The 13,409-nt window shown below is 69.6% G+C and carries 14 protein-coding genes; 5 read left to right on the plus strand and 9 right to left on the minus strand.

Going from position 1 to position 13,409, the window contains the following annotated elements; genetic code table 11:
- Positions 1–22: 22 nt before the first annotated feature.
- Positions 23–1,411: a DUF349 domain-containing protein gene (locus ACWDUD_RS18545; RefSeq protein ID WP_450110229.1), complete on the plus strand. Its 1,389-nt coding sequence runs from the start codon at positions 23–25 to the stop codon at positions 1,409–1,411.
- Between the two features lie 103 nt (positions 1,412–1,514).
- On the opposite strand, the gene ACWDUD_RS18550 is transcribed toward ACWDUD_RS18545, so the two are convergent.
- Positions 1,515–2,120, minus strand: a complete 606-nt coding sequence (locus ACWDUD_RS18550) for an Rv2732c family membrane protein (RefSeq protein WP_197254693.1) — start codon at positions 2,118–2,120, stop codon at positions 1,515–1,517.
- Positions 2,117–3,655 carry a tRNA (N6-isopentenyl adenosine(37)-C2)-methylthiotransferase MiaB gene (miaB, locus tag ACWDUD_RS18555; RefSeq protein WP_248674745.1) on the minus strand — a complete coding sequence of 513 codons (1,539 nt, stop codon included), beginning with the start codon at positions 3,653–3,655 and terminating at the stop codon, positions 2,117–2,119. The genes ACWDUD_RS18550 and miaB overlap by 4 nt, the downstream gene beginning before the upstream one ends.
- A 193-nt stretch (positions 3,656–3,848) precedes the next feature.
- On the opposite strand from miaB, the gene gluA reads away from it, so the two are divergent.
- From gluA to ACWDUD_RS18575, 4 genes are all read left to right on the plus strand, one after another.
- Entirely contained in the window at positions 3,849–4,577 is a 729-nt protein-coding gene (gene gluA, locus ACWDUD_RS18560) for a glutamate ABC transporter ATP-binding protein GluA (RefSeq protein WP_197254722.1), read from the plus strand.
- Between the two features lie 32 nt (positions 4,578–4,609).
- Positions 4,610–5,443, plus strand: coding sequence for a glutamate ABC transporter substrate-binding protein (locus tag ACWDUD_RS18565; RefSeq protein WP_450110230.1), 834 nt, complete (start codon positions 4,610–4,612; stop codon positions 5,441–5,443).
- Between the two features lie 114 nt (positions 5,444–5,557).
- Positions 5,558–6,238, plus strand: coding sequence for an amino acid ABC transporter permease (locus ACWDUD_RS18570; RefSeq protein WP_197254697.1), 681 nt, complete (start codon positions 5,558–5,560; stop codon positions 6,236–6,238).
- Positions 6,235–7,143: an amino acid ABC transporter permease gene (locus ACWDUD_RS18575; RefSeq protein ID WP_450110231.1), complete on the plus strand. Its 909-nt coding sequence runs from the start codon at positions 6,235–6,237 to the stop codon at positions 7,141–7,143. The genes ACWDUD_RS18570 and ACWDUD_RS18575 overlap by 4 nt, the downstream gene beginning before the upstream one ends.
- 30 nt (positions 7,144–7,173) lie before the next feature.
- Here ACWDUD_RS18575 and recX read toward each other — a convergent pair whose 3' ends face one another.
- The 7 genes from recX to ACWDUD_RS18610 form a co-directional block, all read right to left on the minus strand.
- Entirely contained in the window at positions 7,174–7,782 is a 609-nt protein-coding gene (recX, locus tag ACWDUD_RS18580) for a recombination regulator RecX (RefSeq protein ID WP_450110232.1), read from the minus strand.
- Positions 7,783–7,792: 10 nt separating this feature from the next.
- On the minus strand, positions 7,793–8,512 hold the full coding sequence (locus ACWDUD_RS18585) for a DUF459 domain-containing protein (RefSeq protein WP_450110233.1): 720 nt from the start codon (positions 8,510–8,512) through the stop codon (positions 7,793–7,795).
- A gap of 58 nt (positions 8,513–8,570) precedes the next feature.
- Positions 8,571–9,608 carry a recombinase RecA gene (recA, locus tag ACWDUD_RS18590; protein ID WP_197252591.1) on the minus strand — a complete coding sequence of 346 codons (1,038 nt, stop codon included), beginning with the start codon at positions 9,606–9,608 and terminating at the stop codon, positions 8,571–8,573.
- 189 nt (positions 9,609–9,797) lie between these two features.
- On the minus strand, positions 9,798–9,992 hold the full coding sequence (locus tag ACWDUD_RS18595; protein ID WP_197252590.1) for a DUF3046 domain-containing protein: 195 nt from the start codon (positions 9,990–9,992) through the stop codon (positions 9,798–9,800).
- A 67-nt stretch (positions 9,993–10,059) separates the two neighbouring features.
- Positions 10,060–11,208: a glycosyltransferase gene (locus tag ACWDUD_RS18600; protein ID WP_450110234.1), complete on the minus strand. Its 1,149-nt coding sequence runs from the start codon at positions 11,206–11,208 to the stop codon at positions 10,060–10,062.
- A 44-nt stretch (positions 11,209–11,252) separates the two neighbouring features.
- Entirely contained in the window at positions 11,253–12,791 is a 1,539-nt protein-coding gene (locus ACWDUD_RS18605; RefSeq protein ID WP_450110235.1) for a glycerol-3-phosphate dehydrogenase/oxidase, read from the minus strand.
- A complete protein-coding gene (locus ACWDUD_RS18610) occupies positions 12,788–13,408 on the minus strand; it encodes a TetR/AcrR family transcriptional regulator (protein ID WP_450110236.1) in 621 nt (206 codons plus the stop codon). The genes ACWDUD_RS18605 and ACWDUD_RS18610 overlap by 4 nt, the downstream gene beginning before the upstream one ends.
- Position 13,409 lies beyond the last annotated feature (1 nt).

Raw genomic sequence — 13,409 nt, forward strand, 5'->3', positions numbered from 1 at the left:
GCGCGGCAGAGATGAGGACCCGATGACCGACCCCAACGCACAGGACACGAGCGCAACTCGAGAATCCGGTGCCGTGCCGGCACCCGCGGCCCCGAAGCCGGCGCCCACGCCCGGTGCGCCGCGTCCCGGCGCGGAGCACACCCCGAAACCGCATCCGGTGCCCTCGCACGTGCATGCGGCAGCCCCGGCGGTGCCCGCGAGCGACCCGAGTCTGTTCGGCCGGGTGGACGAGGACGGCACCGCATGGGTGGTGACCTCCGAAGGCGAGCGGTGCATCGGTTCGTGGCAGGCCGGTGACGCGGCCGAGGGTCTCGCGCACTTCGGGCGCCGCTTCGACGATCTCGCGACCGAGGTCGCGATCCTCGAGTCCCGGCTCGCGTCGGGTTCCGGTGACGCGAAGAAGACGCGAGCCGCCGCGGAAGCGCTGGCGGAGTCGCTGCCGACCGCCGCGGTGATCGGCGACCTCGACGGGCTGGCCGCGCGCCTTGCGACGATCGTCGCGGACTCGGAGAAGGCCGCGACGGCCGCCAGGCACGAGAAGGAGCACCAGCGGGCGGAGAACACGGCCCGCAAGGAGGCGCTCGCTGCGGAAGCGGAGAAGATCGGCGCCGAGTCCACCCAGTGGAAGGCCGCCGGCGACCGGTTGCGGGAGATCCTCGAGGAGTGGAAGACCATCCGGGGCGTGGACCGCAAGGTCGACGACGCGCTGTGGCGGCGCTACTCGAAGGCCCGCGAGGCGTTCAACCGCCGCCGCGGTGCGCACTTCGCCGAACTCGACCGTGAACGTGCCGCCGCGAAGGCCCGCAAGGAGGAACTCGTCGCGCGCGCCGAAGCGCTGCAGGATTCCACCGACTGGGGTGCGACCGCCGCGGCGTTCCGGGATCTGCTCACCGAGTGGAAGGCGGCCGGGCGGGCGCCCCGCGAGGCGGACGACCAGCTGTGGAAGCGTTTCAAGGGTGCGCAGGACGTGTTCTTCGCCGCCCGCAACGCCGCGAGCGCCGAGCGGGACGCGGAGTTCGAGGAGAACGCGCGGGCGAAGGAAGCTCTGCTCGCCGCCGCCTCGATCGATCCGTCCGGCGACATCGACGTCGCCCGCGCGCAGCTGCGGGAACTGCAGGACAAGTGGGAGCAGATCGGCAAGGTTCCGCGCGAGCGGATGCACGATCTCGAGTCCCGCCTGCGGGCGATCGAGAAGCGGGTGCACGAGGCCGCCGAGTCCGAATGGCGCCGCACCGACCCCGAAGCCCTGGCTCGCGCCGCGCAGTTCCGGGAGCGGGTGCGTCAGTTCGAGGAGCAGGCCGCGAAGGCGACCGCGGCCGGACGCGCGAAGGACGCGGAGAAGGCACTCGCGCAGGCGCAGCAGTGGCGCGAATGGGCCGACGCGGCCGAGGGTGCCATCGGCGAACGCTGACCGCAGTCACAGACAGAGAAACCCCGCATCACCGGAGACGGTGACGCGGGGTTTTCTGTCCTGATGCCGGAGGCTGTGAGCCGGAGGCCGAAGGGCGGGGTCGTTACGGGTTGTCGTCGGTGCCGAACAGTCCCTTGCGTTCCTCCTCGGCCCTGCGCTCCTCCTCGGCGGCGGCCCGGCGAAGCTCCGCTTCCGCCGCGAGCTGCAGCGAGGTGCGCGCCCACACGACCCGCGTCCAGTGGAAGGTCAGCAGCATGACCGCGAACCATCCGAGGACGAGGCCGATGCCCGGCCCGGAGGCCGTCGACTCGACGGGCAGCGTCTGCCGGGTCCAGATCGACAGCATGCCGAAGACGATGGAGACGGCGGATCCGGCCAGGGCCAGCCACGCGAGCACCCACTTGCGGGTGAGCAACGCCAGGATCGAGCACACCCCGCCGAAGACCAATGCCAGCCACACGAAGATGCGTGACGGCAGCGCGATGTCCTCGGCGACGGCGTCCTGCCCGAACGACAGGATCTCCCAGCCGTTGGCGGCTCCGGCGTGCGGCAGGCTGAAGGAGCCGAGCAGGAGCAGAACGCCGACGGCGACGACGACCGCCCGCGCGCCGGGATCGATCTCGCTCGCGATCTTGCGTTCGGCCTGTTCGAGGTCCCCGAGGACCTCGTCCATCGGGTCGTCCGCGCCGTCGTCGTGTGCGGCGCTCATGCGTCACATCCCATCTGTGTCGGAAGGGGTTCGGGAACCCCGATCTTCGGCAGTCCCAGTCCCACGCCGATCGGCGGGGTCTTGGGCATACGTCCTTGTTCGAAGTGGTCACCCGCCCGGGTGCGGCGGTGCGTCAGGATCGGGGTGTCGGCGACCAGGTGGTGCGGGGCCGCATCGCTGACGACGATCGTGACGATGTCGCCGGGACGCACCGCACCGTCGATGTTCCCCTCGGGGCGGAAGTGCACCAACCGGCCGTCGCGGGCGCGGCCGCTCATGCGGGCGGTCTCGGCGTCCTTGCGGCCTTCCCCGGCGGCCACCAGCAACTCGACCTCGGTGCCGACGAGCTTGCGGTTCTCCTCGAGGGTGATCCGTTCCTGCAGCGCGATCAGCCGTTCGTAGCGTTCCTGCACGACCGCCTTGGGAAGCTGGCCGTCCATCTCCGCGGCCGGGGTACCCGGACGCTTCGAGTACTGGAAGGTGAAGGCACTGGTGAAACGGGCCTTTTCCACCACGTCGAGGGTTTCCTGGAAGTCCTCTTCGGTTTCGCCCGGAAATCCGACGATGATGTCGGTGGTGATCGCCGCGTGCGGCATCGCGGCGCGCACCCGTTCGATGATCCCGAGGAACTTCTCCTTGCGGTACGAGCGCCGCATCGCGCGCAGGATGCGGTCGCTGCCGGACTGCAGCGGCATGTGCAGCTGGGGGCACACGTTGGGAGTCTGCGCCATGGCGTCGATCACGTCGTCGGTGAACTCCGCCGGATGGGGCGACGTGAACCGGACGCGCTCGAGACCCTCGATCTGCCCGCACGCGCGCAGCAGCGAAGCGAAGGCGCCGCGGTCGCGGGGCTGGTCCGGATCGGCGAAGGAGCGGCCGTACGAGTTCACGTTCTGGCCGAGCAGCGTCACCTCGAGCACGCCCTCGTCGACGAGTGCCTGGACCTCGGCCAGGATGTCGCCGGGCCGCCGGTCGACCTCCTTGCCGCGCAGCGACGGCACGATGCAGAAGGTGCACGTGTTGTTGCAGCCGACGGAGATCGATACCCACCCGGCGTAGGCGGACTCGCGCTTGGCCGGCAGGGTCGACGGGAACGCATCGAGCGACTCGAGGATCTCCACCTCGGCCTTGCGGTTGTGCCGCGCGCGGTCGAGCAGCGCCGGCAGGTTGCCGATGTTGTGGGTGCCGAACACCACATCGACCCAGGGCGCCTTCTTCACGACGATGTCGCGGTCCTTCTGGGCGAGGCAGCCGCCGACCGCGATCTGCATGTTCGGGTTCTCGTCCTTGACCGGACGCAGATGGCTCAGGTTGCCGTACAGCTTGTTGTCGGCGTTCTCCCGCACCGCACAGGTGTTGAAGACGACCAGGTCGGGCGAGCCGCCCGGGGCGACCTTCGCGAAGCCCGCCTCCTCCAGCAGACCGGACAGTCGCTCCGAATCGTGCACGTTCATCTGGCAGCCGTACGTGCGAACTTCGTACGTTCGGGCGCCGGCCGGGGAGTCGGAGATGGTTTCATCGTCGATCAATGACACGTCTCAGGGTAGCTCAGGCCCAGAACCGCGCCGTATCTGCCCTGGTCGGGCCGCAGCCCGCACCCGTGTCGCAAAAGTTCCGTTTCCTGCCGCGCGTCGTGCCTCAAAATCCGGTCCTGCGTGCCTGCCACCGCATAGGGTCCTGGACATGGCACCAGAGGCTGTCGATATGGAGAAGACCTCCACGCCGTCGATGATCTCGATGGCGAACGTGAACAAATATTTCGGGTCCCTGCACGTGCTGCAGAACATCGATCTGGAGATCCCGCGCGGCCAGGTGGTGATCGTGCTGGGGCCGTCGGGTTCCGGCAAGTCCACCCTGTGCCGCACCATCAACCGGCTCGAACCGATCGATTCCGGGCGGATCGAGGTCGACGGCAAGGTCCTGCCCGCGGAGGGCAAGGCACTCGCCGCCCTGCGTGCCGACGTGGGCATGGTGTTCCAGTCGTTCAACCTGTTCGCCCACAAGACGATCCTCGACAACGTCATGCTCGCGCCGCTGAAGGTCCGCAAGAAGAAGAAGGACGAGGCGAAGAAGGATGCGCTCGCGCTGCTCGAGCGGGTCGGTATCGCCAATCAGGCCGAGAAGTATCCGGCCCAGCTGTCCGGCGGCCAGCAGCAGCGCGTCGCCATCGCCCGCGCCCTGGCGATGAACCCCAAGGTGATGCTGTTCGACGAGCCCACCTCCGCGCTGGACCCCGAGATGGTCCAGGAGGTGCTCGACGTGATGACCTCCCTCGCGAAGGAGGGCATGACGATGCTCGTCGTCACCCACGAGATGGGTTTCGCCCGCAAGGCCGGCGACCGCGTGCTGTTCATGGCGGACGGGCAGATCGTCGAGGACACCGACCCGAACACCTTCTTCACCGCCCCGAAGTCCGATCGCGCGAAGGACTTCCTCGGCAAGATCCTCAGCCACTGACCCGTCAGCCCCGATCACTGGAGGTAGTCCGAATGAAACTGTCCCGCACCGTCCGCCTGGGCCTCGGCGCGCTCGCCGTTGCGCTCGCCGCCACCGCGTGTGGTGGCGAGGAGCAGCGCAGCGCCCTCGAGTCCGCCCAGGCCGGGAATCTCACGATCGGCATCAAGTTCGACCAGCCGGGGCTCGGACTGCGCAACCCGGACGGCACCTTCAGCGGTTTCGACGTGGAGGTCGCCAAGTACGTCGCCGGTCAGCTCGGTGTCTCGGAGGAGAACATCACGTTCAAGGAGGCACCGTCCGCGCAGCGCGAGACGCTCATCCAGAACGGTGAGGTCGACTACATCGTCGCGACGTACTCGATCACCGATGCTCGCAAGGAGAAGGTCGACTTCGCCGGGCCGTACATGGTCACAGGACAGTCGCTGCTCGTGCGGGCGGACAACACGGACATCACCGGACCCGAATCGCTCAACGGCGGCAAGAAGCTGTGCTCGGTTGCGGGCTCGACCCCGGCGCAGAACGTGAAGGACAAGTACGCGCAGGACGTGCAGCTGCAGGAATTCGACACGTACTCGGCCTGCGTCGAGGCGCTGCGCAACGGCGCGGTCGATGCGCTGACCACCGATGCGATCATCCTCGCCGGCTACGCGGCGCAGTCCCCGGGTGAGTTCAAGGTGGTCGGTGAACCGTTCACCACCGAGAACTACGGGATCGGTCTCGCCAAGGGCGACGAGGAGTCGCGGGCCCGCATCAACGACGCGATCCAGTCGATGCTCGATTCCGGAGCGTGGGAGGCTGCGTTCCAGTCCACGGTCGGCGCCTCCGGCCTTCCGGTTCCGGAGCAGCCGACCATCCATCGTTACTGATCCGGTCGCGGCCGGACGATCCACAGCCCGTTCGGGGCGGATCGTCCGGCCCGCGTCGCAGCTCGGGTGCGAGCTCGTCGCACAGTCTCGTCCATCGAATCCTGGAGTCCACCAGTGGATCTGTTGAACAAGTACGGCAGTCAACTGCTCGAGGCGTTCTGGACCACGATCCAGCTCACCGTTCTGTCCGCGATCGCCGCCCTGATTCTCGGCACGATTCTCGCCGCGATGCGGGTCTCCCCCATCCCGGTCGCGCGGGCGGTCGGAGCCGCGTACGTGACGATCTTCCGCAACACGCCGCTGACGCTGATCATCCTGTTCTGCCTGTTCGGCCTCTCGCAGACCCTGGGTGTCGCGCTCGCACCGACCGATTCACCGACCTTCTTGGTGGACAACAACTTCCGGCTCGCAGTTCTCGGCCTCAGCGTCTACACGGCGGCATTCGTCTGTGAATCACTGCGGTCCGGCATCAACACCGTCCACGTCGGGCAGTCGGAGGCGGGCCGCTCGCTGGGCCTGACGTTCGCGCAGAATCTGCGGCTGATCGTCCTGCCCCAGGCGTTCCGCGCCGTCATCGCTCCGCTCGGCAGTGTGCTGATCGCCCTGACGAAGAACTCGACGATCGCCTCCGTGATCGGTGTGGCCGAGGCCTCGCTCCTGATGAAGTCGATGATCGAGACCGAAGCCGCGATCTTCCTCGTCGGTGGGATCTTCGCGCTCGGCTTCGTGATTCTCACCCTTCCCATGGGCCTGCTGTTCGGCTGGCTCGGAAAGCGTTACGAGGTGGCCCGATGAGCGCCCGCGCAACCGTCCTCTACGACGCGCCCGGCCCGCGGGCCCGCGCGACCTACCACGCGATCTCCGCGCTCGTCGTCGTCCTGCTCGTCGCTGCCGGGTACGTGGTGTACCGCGCCCTGGACAGCAAGGGGCAGCTGACCGCGGCCAAATGGGATCCGTTCCTCGAGTCGACGTCGTGGACGACCTATCTGCTGCCCGGTATCCGCGGCACCCTGATCGCCGCCGCGCTCTCCATCGTGTTCGCGCTGATTCTCGGGTTCGTGCTCGGCATCGGCCGGTTGTCCGATCATCGCTCGGTGCGCCTCGTGAGCGGCACCATCGTCGAACTGTTCCGGGCGGTGCCGGTGCTGATCCTGATGATCTTCCTGTACCAGATCTTCGCCGAATACCGGGTGTTCAAATCGTCCTATCTCGCGCTCGCCGCGGTGGTCACGGGCCTGACCCTGTACAACGGCTCGGTGATCGCGGAGCTGGTGCGCGCCGGCATCCGGTCCCTGCCACGCGGGCAGACCGAGGCGGCGAGCGCCCTGGGTATGCGAAAGAACCAGGTCATGCGCCTGATCCTGCTGCCGCAGGCCGTCACGGTGATGCTGCCGGCGATCATCTCGCAGATGGTGGTGGCACTGAAGGATTCGGCGCTCGGCTATCTGATCGGTTACGTCGAAGTGGTGCGGTCCGGTCAGCAGCTCGGCGCGGCCTTCGGCAACTATCTGCCGTCGCTGCTGGTGGTCGCCGCGATCATGATCGCGCTGAACAGTTCGCTGACGGTACTGGCCACCCGGGTCGAGAAGCAGCTGCGGGCCGGTCGCCGCAAGAAGGGCGCCGTGACACCCGAAGAGCCGCAAACCATCCCGGTGATGGCGGTTCCCGGCATGGACATCACCGGCGAGCAGAAACCGTGACGCGACCCGCGCGGCGGTGACCGGACCGCGTCAGACGTCCGCGAGACCGTCGGTGCCGGAGCCGAACTCGGCGAGTTCACTGCGCACCACGTCGAACGCCATACCCTGGGAATAGCCTCGTCGCGCCAGCATGCCGACCAGCCGGCGCACGAGTTTGTCCCGCTCGGCGGCGATCTCGCGTCGATCACCCTCGGTCGGCAGCGGCGGCTGGGTGCGCAGCTTCTTGCGTACGAGCTCGACGGCGCGCTCGCGTTCGTCGTCGCTGTCGATCTGGTCCAGCGCCTCCGCGGCATCCTGCTGCCCGATTCCTTTGCGGCGCAGTTCGAGTGCGATCGCGCGTTTGCCCTTGCCGGCGTACAGGTGCCGGGACCGGACCCACTGCTGCGCGAAGTCCGCGTCGTCGACCAGGCCCACCGCGGCGAGCCGGTCCAGGGTGCGCTCGGTGATCTCCGCCGTGAACCCCTTCTCCGCGAGCTTCGTGGCCAGTTCGGCACGGCTGCGTGCCCGGTCCGTCAGCAGGCGCAGGCACACGTCCTTGGCCTGCGCCTCCGTGCCTCCTCCGGGTTCCGGGCGCGGACGTCGACGGCCCTGCCCGGACGAGGGGGCCGAGTGCGGGTCCGGAGTCGTGGGATCGTCCATGTCCGGCACGTTAGCGGGCCCCACCGACAGCGGCCGCCGAGCGGATCCACGTGATCCACGCCCCCTGTACGACGTCGGCGAGGTCGCGGTATCCCTGCGCGGACGGGTGCGCCCCGTCCCCCGCAGCCGCTTCCCGTATCCACGCGGTGTCGCCGTGAAGGTGCTCGAAGACCGGGCAGTACGTCACGTTCCGCTCGGCACACACCTCGGCGAACAGCCCGTCGAGGCGCCGGGTGCGTGCATTCTGCTGCTCGTCGGCAACCGGTGGCGGACCGACGACGAACACCGGCCAGCCACACGCGCGGGCGTCGTCGAGGATCGCGGTGAGGTTGGTCACCGAATCCGCGGGCGGCACCCGCGTCGAATCCTCTTGCTGCGCCGAGTCGTCCAGCAACGTCGTGTCGTTGACACCGAACGAGAGGACGAGGCGATTGTCGCACCCGTCCGGGAAGCGACGGCGGGCCTCGTCGAGCCAGCGGGCCCGGACATCGGCGGTCGTGTCGCGGCGGACCCCGAGGTTGTAGACGGTGACATCGACGTCGCCGAGCGCCGGCCGGGTGACATCGACGTCGCCGAGCGCCGGCCGGGTGACATCGACGTCGCCGAGCGCCGGCCGAGCGCACTCGGCGAGCAGACCTGTCCAGCCGCGATGCGCGGGATCACCAACTCCCGCGACGAACGAATCACCGAAGAAACACAATCGAATCGGCCGCACGGTCATGGCGGCCATGATGCCAGGGTGGCGGGCCCGGTCGTCGACCGTGCCCGCCACCCGCCGCAGGCGTGCGTCAGAAGTCGGCGGCTTCCTCGGCCTCGTCGGTGACCACGGCGCCGATACCGAGCTTCTCCTTGATCTTCTTCTCGATCTCGTCGCGGATGTCGGTGTTCTCGAGCAGGAACTTGCGCGCGTTCTCCTTGCCCTGGCCGAGCTGGTCGCCCTCGTAGGTGTACCAGGATCCGGACTTGCGGACGATGCCCTGCTCGACACCCATGTCGATGAGCGAGCCCTCCTTCGAGATGCCCTGACCGTAGAGGATGTCGAACTCGGCCTGCTTGAACGGCGGCGAAACCTTGTTCTTGACGACCTTGACGCGGGTGCGGTTACCGACGGCGTCGCCGCCGTCCTTGAGCGTCTCGATCCGCCGCACGTCCAGTCGGACGGAGGCGTAGAACTTCAGAGCCTTACCGCCCGTGGTGGTTTCGGGCGAGCCGAACATGACGCCGATCTTCTCGCGCAGCTGGTTGATGAAGATCGCGGTGGTGCCGGAGTTGTTGAGGGCACCGGTCATCTTGCGCAACGCCTGGCTCATGAGGCGGGCCTGCAGACCGACGTGGCTGTCGCCCATCTCGCCCTCGATCTCGGCGCGCGGCACGAGCGCCGCGACCGAGTCGACCACGATGATGTCGAGCGCGCCGGAGCGGATCAGCATGTCCGCGATCTCGAGCGCCTGCTCACCGGTGTCCGGCTGGGACACCAGCAGTGCGTCGGTGTCGACACCGAGCTTGCGGGCGTACTCCGGGTCGAGCGCGTGCTCGGCGTCGATGAACGCCGCAATGCCGCCGTTGGCCTGCGCGTTGGCCACCGCATGCAGCGCGACCGTCGTCTTACCCGAGGATTCCGGACCGTAGATCTCGACCACGCGGCCGCGCGGCAGACCGCCGATACCGAGTGCGACGTCGAGCGCGATCGATCCCGTCGGAATCACCGCGATCGGCTGGTGGGCCTCCTCCCCCAGTCGCATCACGGAGCCCTTGCCGAAGCTCTTGTCGATCTGCGCGAGGGCGAGCTCGAGCGCCTTCTCGCGGTCGTGTGCCTGTGCTGCCATCGTGGTCCCCTTCATCGAATCTCGTCTTGTTGTCGACGACGTTAGAGCCCGGTACCGACAAGTTCGTCGTGGCGACCGGTGAGCCGCCGGATCTGTGGATGGATCCGACGCCTGTGGACAACTACGCCACCGTGCACGACACCAGCATAGGCGAACAATTGTTCGAACGGTGCGTTCCGGCTCGTCGCGTCACCGGCGCGAGGGCGGCACGTCGAACTCCTCACACATGGCACGCCACACCTCTCGAGGCTCCTGACCTGCTTCGATCGCCTCGGCGGGGGTGAGACCGCCGAGCGAGAGAATCACGTGGTCGCGGAGCAACGCGTCGCCGTGGAGCTGCCCGAATTCGATCCGGACGAGCTCGTGGAATTCCGTCAATCGCATCCCGCCCACGGTAGTGGGCGCCGGCCGGTCGCGTCGAAGCGGTGGGTTGTTCAGGCAGGTGGGTTGCTCAGGCAGTTGCCACGGTCCGGCAGACCTGCACCGGATCCTCGACCCGGCTCGCGGTCGCTGCGGCACTGCGGGCCGCCGCAGCGAAACGCTTCTCGCTCAGGATCGTCTCGACCGCGGTGAGTACAGCCACGGGATCGAGCGGCCGCACCACCAGCGCGCTGCCCTGCCGGGCGGCCCGGTTGGCCAGTTCCCACTGGTCGCCACCCCCGGGCACGATCACCGCGGGTACTCCGGCACTCAGCGCCTTCGCGAGCATCCCGTGACCGCCGCCGCACACCACCACGTCGGCCTGCCCGAGCAGCAGGTCCTGGCGGCCCCGCCCCGCGACCGCCCAGTCCGGCAGTTCCCCGTCGGCTCCGTCGAGCATGGTCGCCGCGACACGCATCCCGGTTCCGTCCAGAGCGGTGCACACGGCGTCGAGCATGCCCACGACACCGGTGGTCGCCGTGGACGGAGCCACCATCACCAGCGGGCCGGTGCCGGGGGGTGGAGTCAGCACGGTCTCGGTCGGTTCCCACAGCAGCGGACCCACGAGGTGCGTGTTCGCGGGCCAATCGGGTCGCGGCACCTCGAGCGCCGGCAGGGTCGCGATCAGGCGCGCGGCGGGTCCCGGGTCCTTTTCGGGCAGGCCGATGCCCATCCGCGCGGTGCCGCGTTCGCGTTCGCCCTGCCGCACGGAGCGGGCGGTCATGCGACGCAGCAGGGCGTCCCGGACCCGGCCGCGGATCCCGCGACCGGGCGCGAGACCGCTGCCGATAGGCGGCAGGCCGCGTGAGGGCAGGTACAGCGGATGCGGGGACAGCTCGATCCAGGGGATGCCGAGCCGTTCGGCGGCCATGCCGCCTCCGGCGGTGATGACGTCGGAGACGACCAGGTCCGGCAGCAGCGCGCTCAGGTCGGGCAGGATCTCGGTCGCGATGTGCGCGGCGCGGGCGTGGAGCTTGGCGCCGGCGTCGGCGTCGTCGTCGCCCGGCCGCGGATCCAGGCCTTTGAGCAGCGCGAACGTGACGCCGGGCAGGTCGGTACCCAGCCAGCGCTCGCCGGTGAACAGGATCGGATCGTCCCCCGCCTCCGCCAGGCGCCGGCACAGTTCGATCGCCGGGATCGCATGTCCGGCATCAGGTCCGGCCACCACCGCAACTCGCATCGCACCAGCCTGTCACATCGCGCGGGCCGCTCCACCACGACCGGTCAGGCGAGGCCGTGTTCGGCGAGCACGGACAGTGCCGCGTCGTGCGCCGCGGCCCGGTCCGCGGGGACGAGGCCGATGCGGGTACGCCGGTCGAGGATGTCGTCGGCGTCGAGTGCCCCCTCGTGGGTGACCGCGAACTCGAGTTCGGCGCGGCACACGTCCAGGCCGGGAGCGACGGGCGCGAGTCCCGCGGGATCGGCGGCGAGGAACGCCGCCTCGGTCCCGTAACGACTCACCAGGGACACCGGCGCCGACAGCCGGGACAGCGCCGTCCGGTCCGCCGCCCCGACCAGCGCTATCCGGTGGGTGTTGCAGGGCCCGGCCGGCAATCCGGTGGCGGCGACGGCGGCGTCCACCGCGTCCTGCGCCATCTTCCGGTAGGTGGTCAGCTTGCCGCCGACGATGCCGATCGGACGGCCTTCGCCGCGGACGACCGCGTGCTTGCGGGACAGGTCCGCCGTGGCACCGTCCCCGTCGGCCGTGCGCAGGAGCGGACGCAGCCCGGAATAGGTGGCGAGCACGTCGTCGCGGGTCAGCGCGGTGGTGAGCGCCGAGTTGACGGTGTCGAGCAGGAAGTCGATCTCGCCGTCGGTCGCGTGCGGGACGTCGGGGATGTCGCCGGGGGCGTCCTCGTCGGTGAGGCCGAGGTAGATCCGCCCGAGCTGGGCGGGCAGGGCGAACACGAACCGGTTGGTCGCGCCCGGAACGGGAACGGTGAGCGCCGCGGAAGGGTGCCCGAGGGCGGCCGCGTCGAGGACCAGGTGGGTGCCGCGGCTGGGGCGCAGCGCGATCGAGGGATCGACGTGGCCGGCCCACACCCCCGCCGCGTTGATCACCGCGCGGGCCCGCACCGTCAGGTCTCCGCCGGTGATCTCGTCGTGCAGGACCGCCGTCTCGGCGGTGGCGGCGTACGCGGAGACGCGGGTGAGGATGCGCGCACCGAAGGTCGCGGCGGTGCGGGCGAGCGCGACGACGAGCCGGGCGTCGTCGACGAGTTGCCCGTCGTGGGCGAGCAGCCCGCCGCGGAGTCCGTCGCGACGCACCGCGGGGACGAGGGCGGCGGCACGGGCCGCTCCGACCCGGCGCGACCGCGGCAGCAGCGTCCCGGGAGTGCGGGCCGCCGCGCGCAGCGCGTCCCCGGCGAGGAAACCGGCCCGGACCAGCGCGGACTCGGCGCGGCCGAGGGACGGCAGCAGCGGGACCAGTTGCGGCATCGACCGGATCAGGTGCGGGGCGGTGACGGTCATGAGGATGCCGCGTTCGACCGCGCTCTCGTGTGCGATCCCGACGTTGCCGGTCGCGAGATAGCGCAGTCCGCCGTGGACGAGTTTCGAACTCCACCGGCTGGTTCCGAACGCGAGGTCGTGACGTTCGACGAGGACGACGCTCAGCCCGCGGGCGGCGGCGTCGAGTGCGACCCCGGCGCCGGTCACCCCGCCGCCGATCACCAGCACGTCGACGGTGGGGTTGTCGGCGAGCCGGTCCAGGTCGCGGCGGCGGCGCACCGCGGAGAGCGCGCCGGGTCCGAGTCCGGTCACGATGGTCCTCCCTGGGTGGGGGTCAGATAAGCGTCGACCGCGTGGCCGAGTTCGGCCAGCAACTGTTCGCGGGGTGTCGTGTCGGCGACCGCGCGCGCCGACTGGACCACCGACTGCGCGGTGAGCAGCACCATCACGGCGATCCGCCGCGGTTCGCCCTCGCGGATCGATCCGTCGCGTTGCCCCTCGACGATGCCGGCGGTCAGGGTGTCGAGCAGCATGCGCTGGCTGGTGCCGAGCCGGTCGACGATGTAGGTGGTGAGCACGTCCGGGTCGGTGTTCACGATCTTCCGGAACAGCGGATGGGCGCCGATCGCGTCGGCGGTGGTCACGACCGCCCGAACGAGCCGGGTCCGCGCCGGGCCACCGCCGGCCGCGTCGGGGACGACGCGCCGGATCTCGCGGGTGAGCAGGTCCGCGACGATCGCGCGGGTGTCGGGCCAGCGGCGGTAGACGGTCGGGCGGCTGACCCCGGCACGGCGGGCGACCTCGGCGAGCGTCGTCCGCCGCAACCCGAAGTCGAGCATGCAGGAGTAGGCGGCGTCGAGGATCTGGTCCTCGATCCTGGCGGGCTCGCGCGGACCTGCAGTTCTCGAATCATCGTTACGGATCGACATC

The organism is Rhodococcus sp. NPDC003382 (assembly GCF_053589135.1).